Annotated in this window: 18 protein-coding genes; 7 read left to right on the forward strand and 11 right to left on the reverse strand. The window is 39.7% G+C overall.

Going from position 1 to position 16,963, the window contains the following annotated elements:
* Window positions 1–181 precede the first annotated feature (181 nt).
* The gene (gene gmhB / locus PSE69_RS12335) at window positions 182–748 is read right to left on the reverse strand and encodes a D-glycero-beta-D-manno-heptose 1,7-bisphosphate 7-phosphatase (RefSeq protein WP_004916695.1); all 567 of its coding nucleotides are present in this window, start codon (window positions 746–748) and stop codon (window positions 182–184) included.
* A 170-nt stretch (window positions 749–918) separates the two neighbouring features.
* Between gmhB and metN the strand changes: the two genes are divergently transcribed.
* From metN to proS, 6 genes are all read left to right on the forward strand, one after another.
* Window positions 919–1,950: a methionine ABC transporter ATP-binding protein MetN gene (gene metN, locus PSE69_RS12340; RefSeq protein WP_004916698.1), complete on the forward strand. Its 1,032-nt coding sequence runs from the start codon at window positions 919–921 to the stop codon at window positions 1,948–1,950.
* Window positions 1,943–2,596, forward strand: a complete 654-nt coding sequence (gene metI / locus PSE69_RS12345; RefSeq protein WP_004916702.1) for a methionine ABC transporter permease MetI — start codon at window positions 1,943–1,945, stop codon at window positions 2,594–2,596. Before metN ends, metI begins: the two co-directional genes overlap by 8 nt.
* 62 nt (window positions 2,597–2,658) lie before the next feature.
* Window positions 2,659–3,480 (forward strand): MetQ/NlpA family lipoprotein, encoded by an 822-nt coding sequence (locus PSE69_RS12350; protein ID WP_036943442.1) that lies wholly within the window; start codon window positions 2,659–2,661, stop codon window positions 3,478–3,480.
* A 141-nt stretch (window positions 3,481–3,621) separates the two neighbouring features.
* Entirely contained in the window at window positions 3,622–4,026 is a 405-nt protein-coding gene (gene rcsF, locus PSE69_RS12355) for an Rcs stress response system protein RcsF (RefSeq protein ID WP_004916709.1), read from the forward strand.
* A gap of 7 nt (window positions 4,027–4,033) precedes the next feature.
* Window positions 4,034–4,756, forward strand: coding sequence for a tRNA (N6-threonylcarbamoyladenosine(37)-N6)-methyltransferase TrmO (tsaA, locus tag PSE69_RS12360; protein WP_121874652.1), 723 nt, complete (start codon window positions 4,034–4,036; stop codon window positions 4,754–4,756).
* A 121-nt stretch (window positions 4,757–4,877) separates the two neighbouring features.
* Window positions 4,878–6,605, forward strand: a complete 1,728-nt coding sequence (gene proS, locus PSE69_RS12365; protein WP_004916715.1) for a proline--tRNA ligase — start codon at window positions 4,878–4,880, stop codon at window positions 6,603–6,605.
* Window positions 6,606–6,645: 40 nt separating this feature from the next.
* On the opposite strand, the gene chbG is transcribed toward proS, so the two are convergent.
* The 7 genes from chbG to nlpE form a co-directional block, all read right to left on the reverse strand.
* Window positions 6,646–7,401 carry a chitin disaccharide deacetylase gene (gene chbG / locus PSE69_RS12370; RefSeq protein ID WP_121874653.1) on the reverse strand — a complete coding sequence of 252 codons (756 nt, stop codon included), beginning with the start codon at window positions 7,399–7,401 and terminating at the stop codon, window positions 6,646–6,648.
* The gene (locus PSE69_RS12375; protein WP_121874654.1) at window positions 7,398–8,786 is read right to left on the reverse strand and encodes a 6-phospho-beta-glucosidase; all 1,389 of its coding nucleotides are present in this window, start codon (window positions 8,784–8,786) and stop codon (window positions 7,398–7,400) included. Before PSE69_RS12375 ends, chbG begins: the two co-directional genes overlap by 4 nt.
* A 56-nt stretch (window positions 8,787–8,842) precedes the next feature.
* Window positions 8,843–9,694, reverse strand: a complete 852-nt coding sequence (gene chbR / locus PSE69_RS12380) for a transcriptional regulator ChbR (RefSeq protein ID WP_014657692.1) — start codon at window positions 9,692–9,694, stop codon at window positions 8,843–8,845.
* Between the two features lie 20 nt (window positions 9,695–9,714).
* Window positions 9,715–10,050 carry a PTS N,N'-diacetylchitobiose transporter subunit IIA gene (chbA, locus tag PSE69_RS12385; RefSeq protein ID WP_272675245.1) on the reverse strand — a complete coding sequence of 112 codons (336 nt, stop codon included), beginning with the start codon at window positions 10,048–10,050 and terminating at the stop codon, window positions 9,715–9,717.
* Between the two features lie 33 nt (window positions 10,051–10,083).
* On the reverse strand, window positions 10,084–11,442 hold the full coding sequence (chbC, locus tag PSE69_RS12390; RefSeq protein ID WP_004916725.1) for a PTS N,N'-diacetylchitobiose transporter subunit IIC: 1,359 nt from the start codon (window positions 11,440–11,442) through the stop codon (window positions 10,084–10,086).
* Window positions 11,443–11,541: 99 nt separating this feature from the next.
* Entirely contained in the window at window positions 11,542–11,859 is a 318-nt protein-coding gene (locus tag PSE69_RS12395; protein ID WP_036944146.1) for a PTS sugar transporter subunit IIB, read from the reverse strand.
* 366 nt (window positions 11,860–12,225) lie between these two features.
* Window positions 12,226–12,882, reverse strand: coding sequence for an envelope stress response activation lipoprotein NlpE (nlpE, locus tag PSE69_RS12400; protein WP_004916731.1), 657 nt, complete (start codon window positions 12,880–12,882; stop codon window positions 12,226–12,228).
* Between the two features lie 272 nt (window positions 12,883–13,154).
* Between nlpE and rof the strand changes: the two genes are divergently transcribed.
* On the forward strand, window positions 13,155–13,418 hold the full coding sequence (gene rof / locus PSE69_RS12405; RefSeq protein WP_004916733.1) for a Rho-binding antiterminator: 264 nt from the start codon (window positions 13,155–13,157) through the stop codon (window positions 13,416–13,418).
* 71 nt (window positions 13,419–13,489) lie between these two features.
* On the opposite strand, the gene tilS is transcribed toward rof, so the two are convergent.
* The 3 genes from tilS to accA all read right to left on the reverse strand — a co-directional run bounded on the left by tilS (window position 13,490) and on the right by accA (window position 16,951).
* The gene (gene tilS / locus PSE69_RS12410; RefSeq protein WP_040132400.1) at window positions 13,490–14,842 is read right to left on the reverse strand and encodes a tRNA lysidine(34) synthetase TilS; all 1,353 of its coding nucleotides are present in this window, start codon (window positions 14,840–14,842) and stop codon (window positions 13,490–13,492) included.
* 19 nt (window positions 14,843–14,861) lie between these two features.
* On the reverse strand, window positions 14,862–15,746 hold the full coding sequence (locus PSE69_RS12415) for a DMT family transporter (RefSeq protein ID WP_014657689.1): 885 nt from the start codon (window positions 15,744–15,746) through the stop codon (window positions 14,862–14,864).
* A gap of 245 nt (window positions 15,747–15,991) precedes the next feature.
* Window positions 15,992–16,951: an acetyl-CoA carboxylase carboxyl transferase subunit alpha gene (gene accA / locus PSE69_RS12420; RefSeq protein WP_004916741.1), complete on the reverse strand. Its 960-nt coding sequence runs from the start codon at window positions 16,949–16,951 to the stop codon at window positions 15,992–15,994.
* Between the last annotated feature and the right edge of the window lie 12 nt (window positions 16,952–16,963).

The following is a 16,963-nucleotide window of genomic DNA, read 5'->3' on the forward strand; positions in this document are numbered from 1 at the left end:
TTTTTTTTTCGCTTATTCTTTTCAGAATCTCTCGCCTGCCTTCGTTACTCTGTTGGGCTTGCCATCACATTCAGTGTCGGCTCATCGTCGGTCAGTGGAGGCGCATTATAGGGAGTCAGAAAATTCTGGCAAGTGTTTTTTGAAAAAAAATTATCACTTGGTCAAATATCACTCACAAAGCCTATTTTTTGATACTTTTTACTACTTTTGGTAGCTCTGCGATACTTTCAATCACCATATCGGCATTCGCAATCGCTTCTTCTGATACCGCTTCACCACTTTTCACTAGAATAGTTGTACCCACTTTTGCTGCTTTCCCTGCTTGCATGTCTGCTAATTTATCTCCCACCATTATAGAAGATGCCATATCTATATTAAGAAATGATTGAGCATCTAGCAGCATGCCGGGTTTAGGTTTACGACAATCGCAATCTTGACGATACTCTTTATCTTTAGCTTCTGGGTGATGAGGGCAAAAATAGATGCCATCCAGATCAACACCGCGGTCGGCTAATGACCAATCCATCCATTCTGTCAGTTGCATAAAACTATCTTCAGAATAGATCCCTCTACCGATGCCTGATTGGTTCGTCACTACGACAAGCGCGTAACCCATTTTCTTTAACTCAGCCATGGCTTCAATGGCACCTTCAATAAATTGAAAGTCATCTATTTTGTGTACATAGCCGTGATCAATATTGATTGTACCGTCTCTATCTAAAAAGATTGCAGGTATGCCTTTACTCACCGATTTACTCCTCAAACTAAATGAGTTTTAAGTATCTCATGAAAAGAAAATAAATGAGAATAGAATAAATAAACCAAACCTTGTTGACTTAGACGTCTAGACGCCTTAACATCCAACCATATTAGATTTAGACATCTAAAAATTGATTCCTATATACTTAGAAGAAATAAATGATAAAGCTCTCAAATATTAATAAAGTTTTCCAGCAAGGAAGCCGTAACATTCAGGCACTTACAGATATTAGCCTGCATGTTCCTGCTGGACAGATCTATGGTGTTATCGGTGCTTCTGGCGCGGGTAAAAGTACGCTAATCCGTTGTGTAAACATGCTTGAACGCCCAACCTCTGGGCAAGTTATCGTTGACGGTCAAGATTTAACGGCTTTACCTGAAAAATCTTTGACGAGAGCACGTCGTGGTATTGGCATGATCTTTCAACATTTTAATTTGCTATCTTCTAGGAACGTATTTGATAACGTGGCACTGCCACTTGAGCTAGATAATACGCCTAAAGATAAAATTAAAGCACGTGTTAGCGAATTACTGGATCTTGTTGGCCTAACAGAGAAAAAAGATGCTTATCCCGCGAATCTTTCGGGAGGGCAAAAGCAGCGTGTAGCAATCGCGCGTGCATTAGCCAACTCGCCAAAAGTTTTATTATGTGATGAAGCTACGAGTGCACTGGATCCTGCGACAACACGCTCCATCTTAGAGTTACTCAAAGATATAAACCGCCGTTTAGGGCTAACTATTCTCTTAATCACCCATGAAATGGATGTGGTGAAGAATATTTGTGACCAAGTCGCTGTCATTAGTGGCGGTCAGTTGATTGAACAAGATAAAGTGAGTGAAGTTTTCTCTCATCCTAAAACGCCTGTAGCACAAGAGTTTATTAAATCAACGTTGGTCATTGATATTCCTGATGACTATAAAGAACGACTCAAAAATGAACCAGCAGCAGATTTATCGCCTTTATTGAAGCTAGAATTCACAGGGCAATCTGTTGATGCACCACTAATTTCTATGGCTGTTCGTAAATTTGACATCGATATCAATATATTAAGTTCACAAATTGACTATGCCGGTGGCGTAAAATTTGGCGTCATGCTCGCTGAATTACATGGGGTTAATGGCGGTGTTGAAGCAACCATTGAATTTTTGAAAGAGCATCATGTCAAAGTAGAGGTTTTGGGTTATGTCTGATGGAATGATTTCACTGCTTATATCGGGAACGATTGATACTATTATTATGACTTTCGTTTCGGCGATCCTCGGTTTTATCATGGGCGTACCTACAGGGGTTCTACTCTATGTGACTCGCCGAGGGCAAGTCATGGAAAATACGGCTCTTTATGCGGTGATCTCGGCTATAGTGAACATTTTCCGTTCAATACCATTTATTATTCTATTAGTCTGGATAAGCCCGTTTACCAAGTTTTTAGTCGGCTCAGCAATCGGCATTGAAGGTGCTATTGTTCCCCTTACTGTTGGTGCAATCCCTTTTATTGCTCGTATGGTTGAAAATACCTTATTAGAAGTACCAAGTGGTTTGATTGAAGCATCCAGAGCTATGGGCGCTACACCACTGCAAATTATTCAAAAGGTTCTATTACCTGAGTCTTTACCTGGGATCATCAACGCTGCAACGATCACCTTAATTATGCTGGTTGGGTATTCTGCAATGGGCGGTGCTGTCGGTTCAGGTGGCCTAGGCCAAATAGCAATGCAGTATGGTTATTACAGTTATAATCCATTAGTGATGAATACTGTACTTGTCCTGTTAGTCATCTTAGTTTTCGCCATTCAATTTACTGGTGAATACTTAATGAAAAAAGTGTCACATAAATAGTCCGTAAAATAGCAGCGCCGTTATTAAGGTGCTATAAAGAAAAGCATTTAAGGGGTATATCTATGTCTATTAAGTTGAAATCTATCGCAGTTGTCGGCGCGCTATTAGGATCATTAGTTCTAGCGGGTTGTGGCGAAAAAGAAAAAGATCCCAATAGCATCAAAGTCGGTGTTATTATGGGGAAAGAGCTAGAAGTTGCTGAAGTTGCACAAAAAGTAGCAAAAGAAAAATATGGTTTGAATGTCGAACTGGTTGCGTTTAATGACTTTGTTCTACCAAACGAAACCTTAAGCAAAGGTGATCTTGATGCCAACGCATTCCAACACAAACCGTATCTTGATCAGCAAATTAAAGATCGTAACTATAAATTAGTGCCTGTAGGTAATACATTTATCTACCCAATCGCGGCATACTCTAAACAAATTAAATCAGTTGATGAACTTGCCGATGGCTCACAAATTGCGTTGCCTAACGATCCAACTAACTTAGGTCGTTCACTACTTCTGCTGGAAAAACAAGGCTTAATTAAACTGAAAGAAGGTACTGGTTTAATGCCGACCGCTTTGGATGTGGTCGAAAACCCTAAGAACTTGAAATTTGTTGAATTAGAAGCACCACAATTGCCACGTGCATTGGATGATAAAAAAATTGCTCTGGCCATCATCAACACAACTTGGGCGAGCAGCGCAACGCCTAAACTGACGCCAGCAAAAGATGGTTTATTTGTAGAAGATAAAGATTCTCCTTATGTCAACATTATTGTGACTCGTGACGATAATAAAGATAATGAGAATGTGAAGAAGTTTGTTCAAGCATATCAATCAGATGAAGTTGCTAAGAAGGCAGATGAAGTCTTTGATGGTGGTGCAGTTAAAGGCTGGTAATCTTTTTTATTAGTAAAAAAGCGATTAATATACTAGGTGGTCAGTGCCACCTAGTATTTTTTGTATTATATAAAGACAACACATAGCAAATATCATTTTCCCAATACCTATAAGACTATAAGATTAAAAAAGGAAAAACTTATGAGATTGTTATTGCTCACCCTAGCAACTTTTGTTCTCGCTGGGTGTGGAATGAATCAATACATTCATCAGGGTCCAAATAAAGGCTTCACAAGTATGAAGCTTTCAAAACCAGTACCAAAAACAGACACCAAACCTAGCACGACAAATGTAAAACTCATGAACAGCCCTGAAGAGCTATTGGGAATGCCATTTAAAGATTTAGGTGTTGTTTCAGGTCAATCATGTCGTGAAAGCCTTCAAAGCCCACCAGCAAATCTGAATACTGCGAAGAAAAGTATGTTAACCAAAGCAGCGTATATCGCCGCCGATGCTGTTGTATTGCATCAATGCCAAACAATGGCTTCTCCTGGTTGCTACCAAGCAACGATTTGTGAAGGTAGTGCGATAAAAATTGTCGAATAAATACCTAATGAAATCGTTCGAATGTAATGTAATTGGGCATATTGAATCCCCCTATAAGGAAAAATTTGCCATCCCACGCCAACCTGGACTTGTTCCAGGTGGCTCGGGGCGATTGCATTTGCATCCTCCCTATAATGAGCCTAATTCGATTAGAGGTTTAGACCAGTTCAGCCATATTTGGGTACTATTTGTTTTCCACCAAACCATGCAAGGGGGGTGGAAACCACTAGTGCGCCCTCCTCGGCTTGGTGGTAATGAGAAAATGGGCGTTTTCGCTACACGCTCAACCTTTAGACCAAACCCAATTGGCATGTCATTAATTGAATTAAAAGGAATAAGCCAAAATAATAATCAAATTATTTTGGAGTTAGGGAGTTTAGATTTAGTTGATGGCACTCCAGTCATTGATATCAAACCATACTTACCTTTTGCTGAAGCTATCCCTACAGCGCAGGCTGGTTTTGCTCAAGATGCCCCGGCGGATGATATGCAAGTGATTTTTCATCCCCAAGTTCAGCAAGATTTATTAAAATACCAAACAAGCTACCCTGGGATCGCGCAATTTATACAGCAAGTTCTCATGCAAGATCCACGTCCAGCCTACAAGAAACAGGCTATGACTGAAGAGCGTGACTATGCTGTGCATTTACTCGATTTTAATGTGCGTTGGAGAGTGCTCAATAATATAACAGAAGTGTTCGCCATCGAACCTTATGAAAAAATCGACTAACCCCTTTTGGCAAAGCACGGTCGCTGGTAGACTAGCTGTTTTATCATGCTGCTTTTGCAGCCTAGATTAAGTTGGCAAGAACATTTTTGCCATCACCCGTTGTTCTAATGGAACCTATACAATGCGTACTAGCAAATATCTGCTCTCAACACTAAAAGAGACTCCTGCAGATGCCGAAGTGATCAGTCACCAATTGATGCTTCGTGCAGGAATGATCCGTAAACTTGCATCTGGCCTTTATGACTGGTTACCGACTGGTGTCCGTGTTCTGCGTAAAGTCGAAAACATTGTCCGTGAAGAAATGGAAAATGCGGGCTCAATTGAAGTGTCTTTGCCCGTTGTTCAACCCGCTGATTTGTGGCAAGAGAGTGGTCGCTGGGAGCAGTATGGTCCTGAATTACTGCGTTTCGCTGATCGTGGCGAGCGCCCTTTCGTTTTAGGTCCAACCCATGAAGAAGTCATTACTGATTTAGTGCGTAATGAAATTACTTCATACAAACAGCTACCACTGAATTTATTCCAAATTCAGACAAAATTCCGTGATGAAGTGCGCCCACGTTTCGGTATCATGCGCTCACGTGAATTTATTATGAAAGATGCTTACTCTTTCCATACATCGCAAGAATCATTGCAAGAAACCTATGATGCAATGTATGAAGCCTACAGCAAAATCTTTACTCGTATCGGTTTTGATTTCCGTGCTGTACAAGCTGACACAGGCTCAATTGGGGGCAGTGCTTCTCACGAATTCCAAGTGCTTGCGCAAAGCGGTGAAGACGATATCGTATTCTCTACAGGCTCTGATTTCGCAGCAAATATTGAGCTGGCTGAAGCCATCACTCCGCTAACACCACGTTCAGCGCCAACAGAAGAAATGCGCCTTGTCGATACACCAAACGCAAAAACTATTGCGGAGTTGGTGGAGCAATTCGGTTTGCCTATCGAAAAAACCGTTAAGACACTCATTGTTAGAGCTAAAAAAGAGTCTGGGCACACATTAGTTGCCTTATTAATTCGTGGCGATCATGAATTAAACGAAGTTAAAGCGGAAAAACACCCATGGATCTCTAGCCCATTAGAGTTTGCATCTGAAGAAGAAATCAAAGCGGCAGTTAAAGCAGCGCCGGGCTCATTAGGCCCTGTCAATATGCCTCTGCCAATGGTGATTGACCGTAGTGTTGCCGTAATGAGTGACTTTAGTGCAGGTGCCAATATCGATGGCAAACACTACTTTGGTATCAACTGGGAACGTGATTTAGCACAACCTGAAACGTTCGATTTACGCAATGTTGTTGAAGGGGATCCAAGCCCAGACGGCAAAGGCACATTGCTGATTAAGCGTGGTATTGAAGTAGGGCATATCTTCCAACTGGGGACTAAGTATTCAGAAGCGATGAAAGCTTCAGTACAAAATGAAGAAGGTCATAATCAAATCGTAACCATGGGTTGCTATGGTATTGGTGTTACGCGTATTGTTGCAGCGGCAATTGAACAGAGCCACGATGAGCGTGGTATCATTTGGCCAGATGCGATTGCGCCATTCCATGTTGCGATCCTGCCGATGAATATGCACAAATCTTATCGAGTCAAAGAAGTCGCGGAAAAACTGTATGCTGACTTAAAAGCACAAGGTATTGACGTTATTTTTGATGACCGTAAAGAGCGCCCAGGCGTTATGTTTGCTGATATGGAGCTTATCGGTGTTCCATACACCATTGTTATTGGCGACCGTAACTTAGACAATAATCAAGTTGAATATAAAGCTCGCCGTAATGATGAAAAAGCCCTTATCGGTCTTGATAATGTTGTCAGTTTCTTAAAAGAGAAGCTCGCAAATACTGTGCGCTAATCCTTCCTGCCCAACCTATTACCTGATAGGTTGGGCATATTTATGATAAATCTAAATACGAACCAAGTAAAAACCCCTTCTCAGCAATAGCCGCTTTTAAGTTTTTTGACGTTAAAACGTCTAACTCTTTTACTCGGGAATACACATAGCCGCTATTTAATAATTCATTATCAATAAATGCGGGATGGCACATTATTTCGAGTGAACGCTCCCCTCGTTGCTTTGCCTTATGGAGTATTTCTAAAAAAAGCGACTCTGATATGCTATTTGGCTCCCCATAAAAGTCAGCGGAAAACGCATCTGTTGTACGTACTTGAGTATTTTTTATTTTATTGTGGTAACCGACCCGTAATGCTATCCCTTTTTGATTGGCGAAATCGACCATTAAAGGATAAAGGGACGCCATCATATGTACATGATGATGGCTATCAATGTGGCTGGGGGGTTTACCAAAAATATCAATAAACTGATTATATTGGCAGTGTAGCTCTTGCACTATTTCGGCTATAGGAAGTTGATCTGATTTTTCCATCTCCCATATCCACTTCCCTAATATACCGTTACGCACAAGCGAAGGCATTGGCGAACACGGTTTCCCCATTGTAAGGACAAAATGCATTCCTACAGCCAATAATGGCTGCTCTGTGGCTAATTGTGCCGCATGTTGGATACTAGGCATATTTACCATGGCCGTAGTTGATGTCACAATACCATTTCGATGAGCCTCTAAGATCCCATAATTGACTGACTTACATAAGCCAAAATCATCTGCGTTCACAATAAGTAAACTCATCATACTGCAATGCCATTAAGATGGGTTTTATTCGCACTCCCCTCTTCTTCAAGATATTTAATTACCTTAGAAAAATTCGGTAAATAATGTTTATGGGCTAAAAGAAGTGCTTTAGCCATATTCCGAGCATCATTGTCTGAATGAACTAAAGGATTTAAGTTCATTGCTAATAAAAGCTCATTAAAATCGCCACTCACTGCCGCTTGGCTCGCGGCTATTTCAAATTCTTTGATGCTATAAATTAAGCCGAGAACTTTTTCATCGAACTGAGTCACTCTTTCGTGCGGTGTAACGCCATTACGCCCTAATTTACAGGTCATTTCGACAACCCAATTTGCAGGGATATTACTAATATGACCATTATGGGGAATATTCACATAATGCTCGGTCTGCTTGTCATTATACAGTGCATTTATCACTTCACAGGCGGCATCTGAATAATAAGCTCCCCCCCGCAATTCAAGCTGTTTTGGTTTAATTTTTAATTCGGGATCTTGGTATAATTCAAAAAGCTCTTTTTCAATTTTTTGTACAACTTGCGCTCTGGTGCCTTCTTTATAGAATTCCGCCATTTCAATCGCGAGCATTTCTTTATACTTAAAATAGTACTGTAAGTATGAGCATGGAATTAATTTCAAGGCCTTCAATAACCCACTATCAAAGGGTAAACCTGTAATATTTTTTACCGAGCTTGCTTTATAAGCTTTCGAAATAATGCCATTAAGTACTTCATCAAAGCGAGACACGCCGTCGACAAAAATGTCTTTGATAAATACCATATGATTTAAACCAAAAAGCGTTATCGACAAATTATTTTTTTTTGTTAAACCGAGCACATCCGTAATAAACATTTTCAGGCCAATTGGAATATTACAAACGCCTATAAAACGTCTAAATTGCGTATGCCGGTATACTGCTTCGGTTATCATTCCTGCTGGATTGGTAAAATTAATCACCCAAGCTTGGGGGCAAAGAGCTTCAATATCTTTAAGGATCTCAAAAATTACCGGAATGGTACGTAACCCTTTAAATAAGCCTCCCACTCCATTCGTTTCTTGCCCTAAGTATCCATATTGTAATGGTATTACTTCATCTTTCTCTCTCGCTTTTAATAACCCGACACGTAGCTGTGTCGTCACAAAATCAGCATCCTTTAGTGCAGCTTTGCGGTCTAATGTTTTATAGAGTTTTAACGGTATATTGGCATTTTTTATCATGCGCAACCCTAGCTCATAAATGATATCGAGTTTTTCTTTTCCTTCTTCAATATCAACCAGCCAAAGTTCACTAATCGGTAGTTCATGATAACGTTTAATAAAACCATCTATTAATTCAGGAGTGTAACTGCTTCCACCACCAATAGTGACGACTTTTAATTTATGCACCATATTAACACCTACCTATTTTATTAATAAACATTGGCTATCATTTTCACTGGATATCTTTAATAAAAATTTGACTGTAGGCTTTTTCTATATTCACTTGGTGTTAATGATGTCGCCTCTTTAAATTTTTTCACAAATAAACTAGGGCTACTGTAACCTGATTCAAATGCAATATCAGTGATTGAATAATTTGTAATTTCTAGCTGTTTTTTAGCAAAATTAATTCTAATTTCATTAATGATTTGCATTGGTGTTTTTCCGCAATAGCGCTTTGTGGCACGAGTTAAATACTCTTGTGACTTCCCTGTTATTGTCACCATATTTTCTAACGCATTTTCATTAAACATTGCAATTTCATGCATTTCTTCAATCGTGTTTTTTAGCCATTGTGGCGTATCATCATAGACTTTGCTTTCTCTATAATGACGTAGTCTATTGACCACATTAAAGGTTACTACCTCAATAAACTCATTAAATTCACTATCACGAAAGTTTAATGACGCAATCACTGATTCTATATAAGCCATAAATTCATTTTTTAATGGGTAGGCTTGAGAGGCAACAAAAAATGATGGTAATAAGGGTGAAAAATATTTTTCGAAGAATGACTTTCTTATACCAACATTTAAAATTCTTGTTGCTCCAAAGTCATAGAAACTTTCATGATGAGAGCCAATTGGCAGAAAAACAAAATTCCCTCGTTCAAGCAATACTTTTCTGCCATTAATTTTTTGATAATAACGCCCTGTTAGGACAATCGTATATTCATAATAATCATGCTGATGCAGCCCTGTTGCACTTTCTGTTTTATTATAAATAACAACATGGAAATCCTTGTCATTAAATATATCATTCTCATAGACCATTTTAATCTCTATATTTGAGTTATTAACATTTAGTGTCGGCTGCATCATCATCCCCTTTATTTAATTTATTTTTTATGGACTTCGATTAACTCCGTGATCAATTCACGAGCAAGTATCGTATTCATTAAGTGATCTTGAGCATGAACAAGTATTAAACTCACTTTAATTTTGCCTTCCCCCATATCCGTCTCTATCATTTTTGTCTGCACTTTATGGGCTTCAGTTAAGGCTTCTTTTGAATCTTCCATTAGCTCCATCGCCTCAACAAACTTGCCTTCCTTGGCATAAGTTAACGCTTTATAAGCGAGGCTTCTTGCCCTACCAGAATTAATGATTAACCCCATCACTACTTCTTCCAGACTGTCAGCAGAGAGTGTTCCATTACTATCTATGTCAATCATAACTTCCCCATTTATTATTCATTTTTAATATATTTAAAACTTCAATGCATTTTTGATCTCTTCTTCACTTTCCGTATTATTTGCAATAGTTTGCGCCTTATTAGAAATAATAACGAAAGGTAAATAAACAAGAACAGAAATACCAAGATTAAACAGTGCTAAAAATAAAGCAGAAATATTACCATTTGTGTTAAAGAATGCGCCTAATCCTGTTGGCATAGTCCATGGACCTATATTCGTAATCGGCGGAATAATACCTACATAATAGGCAATCACCGTGATTGCGGCTAACAGAGGTTGAATAATGATAAATGGAATAAAAAGGATTGGGTTCATGATCACAGGGATCCCAAATATAATTGGTTCATTAATTTGAAATATCCCCGCTGGTAACCCTAATTTAGCGACCTGCCGATAATCTGCTCGCCGTGAGGCTATAAATATGGCAATAATTAATCCAAGCGTAGCGCCTGTTCCACCAAGGAAAACATAGGAGTCTAATAAAGGTTTTGCCCACAAATGAAATGTCTGCCCCGCCTCAATCGCATCATTAACCGAACCATATTGATTATATAACGCGACATTTTCTAGCGCCCAAGGCGTCATAATCCCTGAGTCTAGTGCTGTAAGAGCCAAAGCACCATGAATACCAAAGAACCATAATAGTGAGGTGAAAATCGTATACGCCCAACCGACAACCCCTCCCAGAGAAGCTAATGGGGTTGAGATCGTATCCATAATAAATTGATGGAAGTGAGTCGCTTGCCCTGCTAGCACCCATGCAATAATCCCTACCACTAATAGTATCAGGAAACCTGGCACTAATGCAGAAAAGGAGCGGCTAACTGCTGGCGGTACTGTATCCGGTAATGTAATTACCCAGTTACGGCGGACAATAAAGGTAAAAGCTTCAGCAATAACTAAGCCAATGATAATACCTGAAATAATATTTGCGCCACCTAGCCAATTCGCACCGATAGCATAGGCTCCATTCACATCAAATGGTGTAACAGCCACAAAGGCTGCTATCGCAATAATTCCTGCCGCTATAGAGTCCACTTTGCGTTCTTCAGCGAGAGCCATAGCAATAAAAAAAGGCGTCATTAAAGACATAATCCCTAATGTACCGTTATATACATTACCGCCGATGCCTTTAAACTTATTAATGAACTCTATTGTTTCTGGTGATAGACGAACACCTAATGAATAGAAAAACGACCCTTCATTAAAACTCAGAAAAACGTTATTAATCAAAACAAACATTGCCCCAATTAACACTAATGGCATTAATCTAATAAAACCATTTTTTATTGCATTGATATGAGGTTGATTACCCAATTTTAATGCGATCGGAAGCAATACTTTTTCAAGAGAAGAGAGCATATGATCCATAGAATATCCTTAGATACTTTAATCACATATCTTGTTTGTATGCATAAGACGACCATAGCAAATAGATAAATAACTGAAGTTGTAACAAACTATAATTGATTAACGTGATTTATTTTTTATTGATGCGACCGCTGCTTTTAAAACACCTAAGCCATCAACTTTTCCATATAAAACCGAATCAATAACTTCAACATTTTTAGTTGGCAGTAAACGCTGGATTTCGGAATGCTTCCAAGCAATTTGAGGACCAAGTAAAACGAGATCTGCATCATTCCCTTTTTGGAGGACAAGCGTTTCAGAAAAAGCTTCTATAATAACGGGAACCTCATACTTTTCAGCTTGTTGCCTCATTTTAGAGACAAGTAGTGAGGTTGACATCCCAGCGGAACAAAACAAGTAAATAAGCTTCTTTTCCACAGTAATCCTCTCAATCATATCGTTCACTTAAAATACCTACCTCTCGCATCAGATATTTTTACGTTTTTTTGTTATCTAAATTCAGCTTGCGTCATTCGCGAGTTGCTTTTAGTTGAAGACATTATACGTAATATCCCTTGTAATGAATATTTCAGGGTTACAGTGAATTGTTTCTGATTGACTAATCGTTATGACGTTCTTCACATTTCATATAAATATATTATTGATAAAAAATATCAATTAATCATATTTTTATTATTATAAATTAAGTAATAATTTAAATTTTCTATTTTTATCCACTTATCAAAAAAAATATCGGCTCAAATTGAGCCGATATTTATTATTTTAATAATAGATTAAATCTATTTATTTACATGCGCTCGATTTATCAAACATAATATCACCTGTTTGCACTAACGCAGGATCAAATTTACCGTCTTCCATTGATGGCCTTACCGTATAGTAACCTTCAATTTCAGCATAAACAGGCGTTCCACCTGTCACACCTGTTGCACTATAACCTTTCTCAAGCTCTATCCCTGTTGCAGTATAAGTACGGCCTGTTTTACATTCGGTAAATGTTGCTGCATCAGCAAAGTAGCGGTATTCACCTGTTTTTTTGCTTGGTGCGACTTGCGTTAGCGTATAATTCAGTTGTGATTGAATTTTGTTGCCTTCCTGATCAAGCAAGACCATTGATTTATCATCTGCCGATGGTGCAAAGTACGCGCGCTCACCATTTGCATTCGTCATGCGTAATTTATCGCCATCTTTTGCCCATGTGCCCGTTTCATAAAATGTTTGGTCACCATCGCGAGACCCTAAATATACTAATTGCTCTACGTATGTACCATCTTGGTTAACCAGTAGAGTGGCCTCAATTCCAGAACAATCCGCACACGGTAAAATGCCTGTATATGCTCTATCAATATAAGTTACGCTAGGTTGTTTAACGGCTGTTTGGCAACCCACTAATGTCATCACACCGGTCGCCATTAATGCTAAGAATAGTGACTTTTTCATTACCTTTATCTCCTAACAGTTCAATTCTTATATTTTTAGTCTATATCTAATCATAACATTTTATGCAGAGAAAAATGGCGAGATTATTATATTTCGGACTTTACTGATATTAGTTCATTTTTTACCACATACGTTAATCATGAATTTACGTTTTCATCTATTGCTGATTATTGTTATTAAAATTACTGTGCTATTATCCTATGAAGCACATGATGCTTGGTAAAAAATAGTCAAGGCGGCAATAACCGCCACTAACATAGTGGTGAGGGAATATGTCTACAGATACTGAATATCAACCTATCAATTGTGATGATTACGAATATCTTGAAATCGCGTGCCAACGCCAATTGAAACTGGAAATTAAACTTCATGGCGGCGAAATCATTGAGGGGAAGGCCAGCGACTTGCTCTTGCGTAAAAAAGTTGAGTACCTAATCTTAGAGACTCAAGATGGAACAAAAGAGCTTCGTTTGGATCATATCAACACCTTCAGTCATCCTGAGATCGGCACTATCGTTGTCGATTGCTCTCACTAAAGCTCATACTCCATTGAGCCCCTCTACGCCCCTTATGAATGGTCACTGTCATAAGGGGCTCTCTATTTTATTTACACCTCTATTTGATATTCATCGAACTTATCCCAATGGAAGGCAACCCCAATTTCCTCATCTGCAACGAGGCCTTCAGGAGTGATAAAGCACCCAATGGCGGTAATTAATTGTTCATCATAATAAACTAGTGGGGTTCTTTCTCGCATCCAAGGAGAGATACCAAGCTCTTGCCAGATTTTTTTGCTACTTCTTGAATGCGTCCTACCCACAATGTTCAGTGTGCCTTGTAAGCCAAAACGAACAGTCACTTTTTCTGTTGGCAGAGGCGGGCGAATTTGCCCTTCATCGGCAATAACCTCAAGTCGCCCTAATCCTTCAGGCAAAATAAAAGGTTGGGGATAATCCCAGCAAAATTGTTGCCCTAATAACGGGTTGATACGACGTACAATCCATAATGCGCCTTGGTATCGACGAATATCGACATGGCCTAACTGACAAATCGGCTCAGCATCCTGACGGGCTAGCGCCACTTCTTGCCAAATGCGTTGTAGTTGATGGTAAGGTGGCATTGGCAAGCGGTGTAGACCAACCCAACGCCTAAGTAGCGCGTTACGTTTCGCTGGGCTGCAATCATGCAAGTTATCAATAAATAGACCACCGCGATAATCCATCATTTCGTCCAGCGCATCTTGTAATAGCTCATCAAGCAGCGATTCCTGTTCAGCACATAAGGATGCACTACGCGAAACTGCGGCGGCAAAATGAGGCCAACGCTCAGTTAAAGTCGGCATAATATGTATCCGAAGGAAATTGCGATCATAACGATCGTCTTGATTACTGTCATCTTCGACCCACGTTAACGGATATTCACGTGCATAATTTTCCAGATCGCCGCGAGATATTGCTAATAACGGACGTAGTAACCACGTTTCCCCTTTTTCTGCATAAAATGGTGACAATTCAGGCATTGACGAAAGCCCAGCAGGTCCACTGCCACGCTTTAATGCCAACATAAAGGTTTCTGCTTGGTCATCAAGGTGCTGAGCGGTGGCTATGATTTCCCCCTCTGCCAACTCGTTTCGGTAAGCCTGATAACGCGCCTCACGAGCAGCCGCTTCAATACCACGACTTGAAGGATCAACTGTAACATGCGTGCAGACAAAGGGAATATGCCACTGTTCACACAAGTGTTGGCAGTGAGCTTCCCAATCGTCGGCCCTAACGTTAAGCCCATGATGAATGTGAATAGCCCGGATCTCTAACGAGGGAAGCTGATATTTTTTGATTTGGTAAAGTGCATGCAGCAATACGGTTGAATCAACGCCCCCGCTAAATCCCACCAGTATTTTTCGAAAATGACCTATTTTGTTGAGCACCTGCTCTATAATTGCTTGCGGCTGTAGCGCCATGAATCTGCCCTTCTTTACGCTAATATGATTGCTTTCTCTTCTGACCAACACATAACACACCAGAAACGATAACTAGCAATACACCGATGATATAAGCGATTTCAAACGGATCACTTAAAATGACCACCAACCAAAGTACGGATAATACTGGGGATAAAAATACGATGGAGGCAATTTTTGCAGAATGTCCCGTATTCATCGCCTTAAACCATAAAATGTAAGATACACCGTTAATGAGTACCCCGTTGATTACCGTCGGCCAAAATGCAGCTTTGGAAGGCAATTGTAGTTCACTAAATGACAGTAGTAACACCAATGAAGTTAACGTTGAAAAGATAAATAACCAAACTGTACTAATATAAGGGTCAATCGAATATTGCCGTGAGAACACCGACATCAGTGCGAAACAAAATGCACCGCTAAATACGAATAACAGAGCCACCGGATCCTCAACCTGTAGTTGAGTAATATGCCCTTTGGTAAAAGTGATAATCACTGCAATAAACCCGATAATCACGCCCACAATCTGCCTGCCAGCTAGCTTATCTTTTAATAAAAAGACCGACAGCAAGATAATGATTAAAGGCCAACTATACTGGATCACTAATACTGCAATACCATTTTCAATGGCGTAACCGTAATAAAGAAGCAAATAAAATAAGCAATCTAAAAAACCAAGCACAAAGACTTTAAGGAGGATATCACGAGGAAGAATAAACAATTTGGTTGGCTTATAACCCGCGATCAGTGCAACCAGTATTACTGACATCGCTGAAATAAGATTAGACCAAAATAAAAATTGAAAGCTATCTAAACCATTTTGCCCAAACCGAGAAACAATTGGGATAAAACTCCATATTAATACACACATCAAGGCGTAAATTAAGTAGTTATATTGCCTCATTCTTATCTCTTATTTATGTCAGTTTTTAATCGGAAAAGTGACATCAACTTTGGAACGACCGTCGCTGCCTATATTCATTATTTTAGCAAAAACAATAAAGTGCTTATGTGGTTAACTACCCTATCAAAGTTACCAATTAATCACCACCTTGACTAGATTTCACGACTCAAAGAGCGTGATGCACGCATAAAAAACGGGAGCTGGCTATCCCAAACTCCCGTTTTTACTTTGCTAATAGGTCTTAATTAGCAATAGCCATATTCCATTAAACGCTGGTAGCGACGATTTTTTAATGCTTCTTCATCTAGCTCAAGCAATTCGTCTAAATCTTCGACGATACGTGCTTTTAAAGACGCCGCAACTTCATCGTAACTGCGGTGTGCGCCACCTAACGGCTCAGTGACCACATTATCAATAAGTTTCAACTCTTTAAGACGAGATGCGGTGATCCCCATTGCTTCTGCCGCTAATGGCGCTTTATCAGCGCTTTTCCACAGAATAGATGCACAACCTTCTGGAGAGATAACGGAATAGGTGCTGTATTGCAGCATATTCACTTTATCACCTACGCCGATAGCCAGCGCGCCACCAGACCCACCTTCACCAATAACGGTACAGATAACTGGCACTGATAAGCGAGACATTTCACGCAAGTTACGTGCAATGGCTTCCGACTGACCACGCTCTTCCGCGCCAACACCTGGGTAAGCCCCCGGAGTATCAATAAAGGTAATAATAGGTAAGTTGAAACGATCGGCCATTTCCATCAAGCGTAATGCCTTACGATAGCCTTCTGGTGCTGGCATACCAAAGTTACGGCGAATTTTTTCTTTTGTCTCACGCCCTTTTTGATGGCCAATAACCATAACAGGACGACCGTCCAAACGTGCAATACCGCCAACAATAGCTTTATCATCGGCATAAGCACGATCACCAGCGAGTTCTTGGAAGTCAGTAAATATACGAGAAATATAATCTAATGTATAAGGACGGCGTGGATGACGAGCAAGTTTAGCAATTTGCCATGCACCCAGATCAGAGAAAATCTTACGCGTCAGTTCAACACTTTTTTCACGTAAACGAGCAACCTCGTCATCTAGGTTGACTTCTAAATTGTTGTCTTGACGGCTAACTGCAGTCAGCGAATCAATTTTCGCTTCCAATTCAGCAATTGGCTGTTCAAAATCAAGAAAATCCAGACTCATAATATTCCTATT

The organism is Providencia sp. PROV122 (assembly GCF_028482365.1).
Lineage (GTDB): Bacteria > Pseudomonadota > Gammaproteobacteria > Enterobacterales > Enterobacteriaceae > Providencia > Providencia stuartii.

Coding starts and splice junctions, on each gene's coding strand:
- metN (WP_004916698.1), top strand. CDS start 919: ATGATAAAGCTCTCAAATATTAATAAAGTTTTCCAGCAAGGAAGCCGT.
- metI (WP_004916702.1), top strand. CDS start 1,943: ATGTCTGATGGAATGATTTCACTGCTTATATCGGGAACGATTGATACT.
- PSE69_RS12350 (WP_036943442.1), top strand. CDS start 2,659: ATGTCTATTAAGTTGAAATCTATCGCAGTTGTCGGCGCGCTATTAGGA.
- rcsF (WP_004916709.1), top strand. CDS start 3,622: ATGAGATTGTTATTGCTCACCCTAGCAACTTTTGTTCTCGCTGGGTGT.
- tsaA (WP_121874652.1), top strand. CDS start 4,034: ATGAAATCGTTCGAATGTAATGTAATTGGGCATATTGAATCCCCCTAT.
- proS (WP_004916715.1), top strand. CDS start 4,878: ATGCGTACTAGCAAATATCTGCTCTCAACACTAAAAGAGACTCCTGCA.
- chbG (WP_121874653.1), bottom strand. CDS start 7,401: ATGATGAGTTTACTTATTGTGAACGCAGATGATTTTGGCTTATGTAAG.
- PSE69_RS12375 (WP_121874654.1), bottom strand. CDS start 8,786: ATGGTGCATAAATTAAAAGTCGTCACTATTGGTGGTGGAAGCAGTTAC.
- chbR (WP_014657692.1), bottom strand. CDS start 9,694: ATGCAGCCGACACTAAATGTTAATAACTCAAATATAGAGATTAAAATG.
- chbA (WP_272675245.1), bottom strand. CDS start 10,050: ATGATTGACATAGATAGTAATGGAACACTCTCTGCTGACAGTCTGGAA.
- chbC (WP_004916725.1), bottom strand. CDS start 11,442: ATGGATCATATGCTCTCTTCTCTTGAAAAAGTATTGCTTCCGATCGCA.
- nlpE (WP_004916731.1), bottom strand. CDS start 12,882: ATGAAAAAGTCACTATTCTTAGCATTAATGGCGACCGGTGTGATGACA.
- rof (WP_004916733.1), top strand. CDS start 13,155: ATGTCTACAGATACTGAATATCAACCTATCAATTGTGATGATTACGAA.
- tilS (WP_040132400.1), bottom strand. CDS start 14,842: ATGGCGCTACAGCCGCAAGCAATTATAGAGCAGGTGCTCAACAAAATA.
- PSE69_RS12415 (WP_014657689.1), bottom strand. CDS start 15,746: ATGAGGCAATATAACTACTTAATTTACGCCTTGATGTGTGTATTAATA.
- accA (WP_004916741.1), bottom strand. CDS start 16,951: ATGAGTCTGGATTTTCTTGATTTTGAACAGCCAATTGCTGAATTGGAA.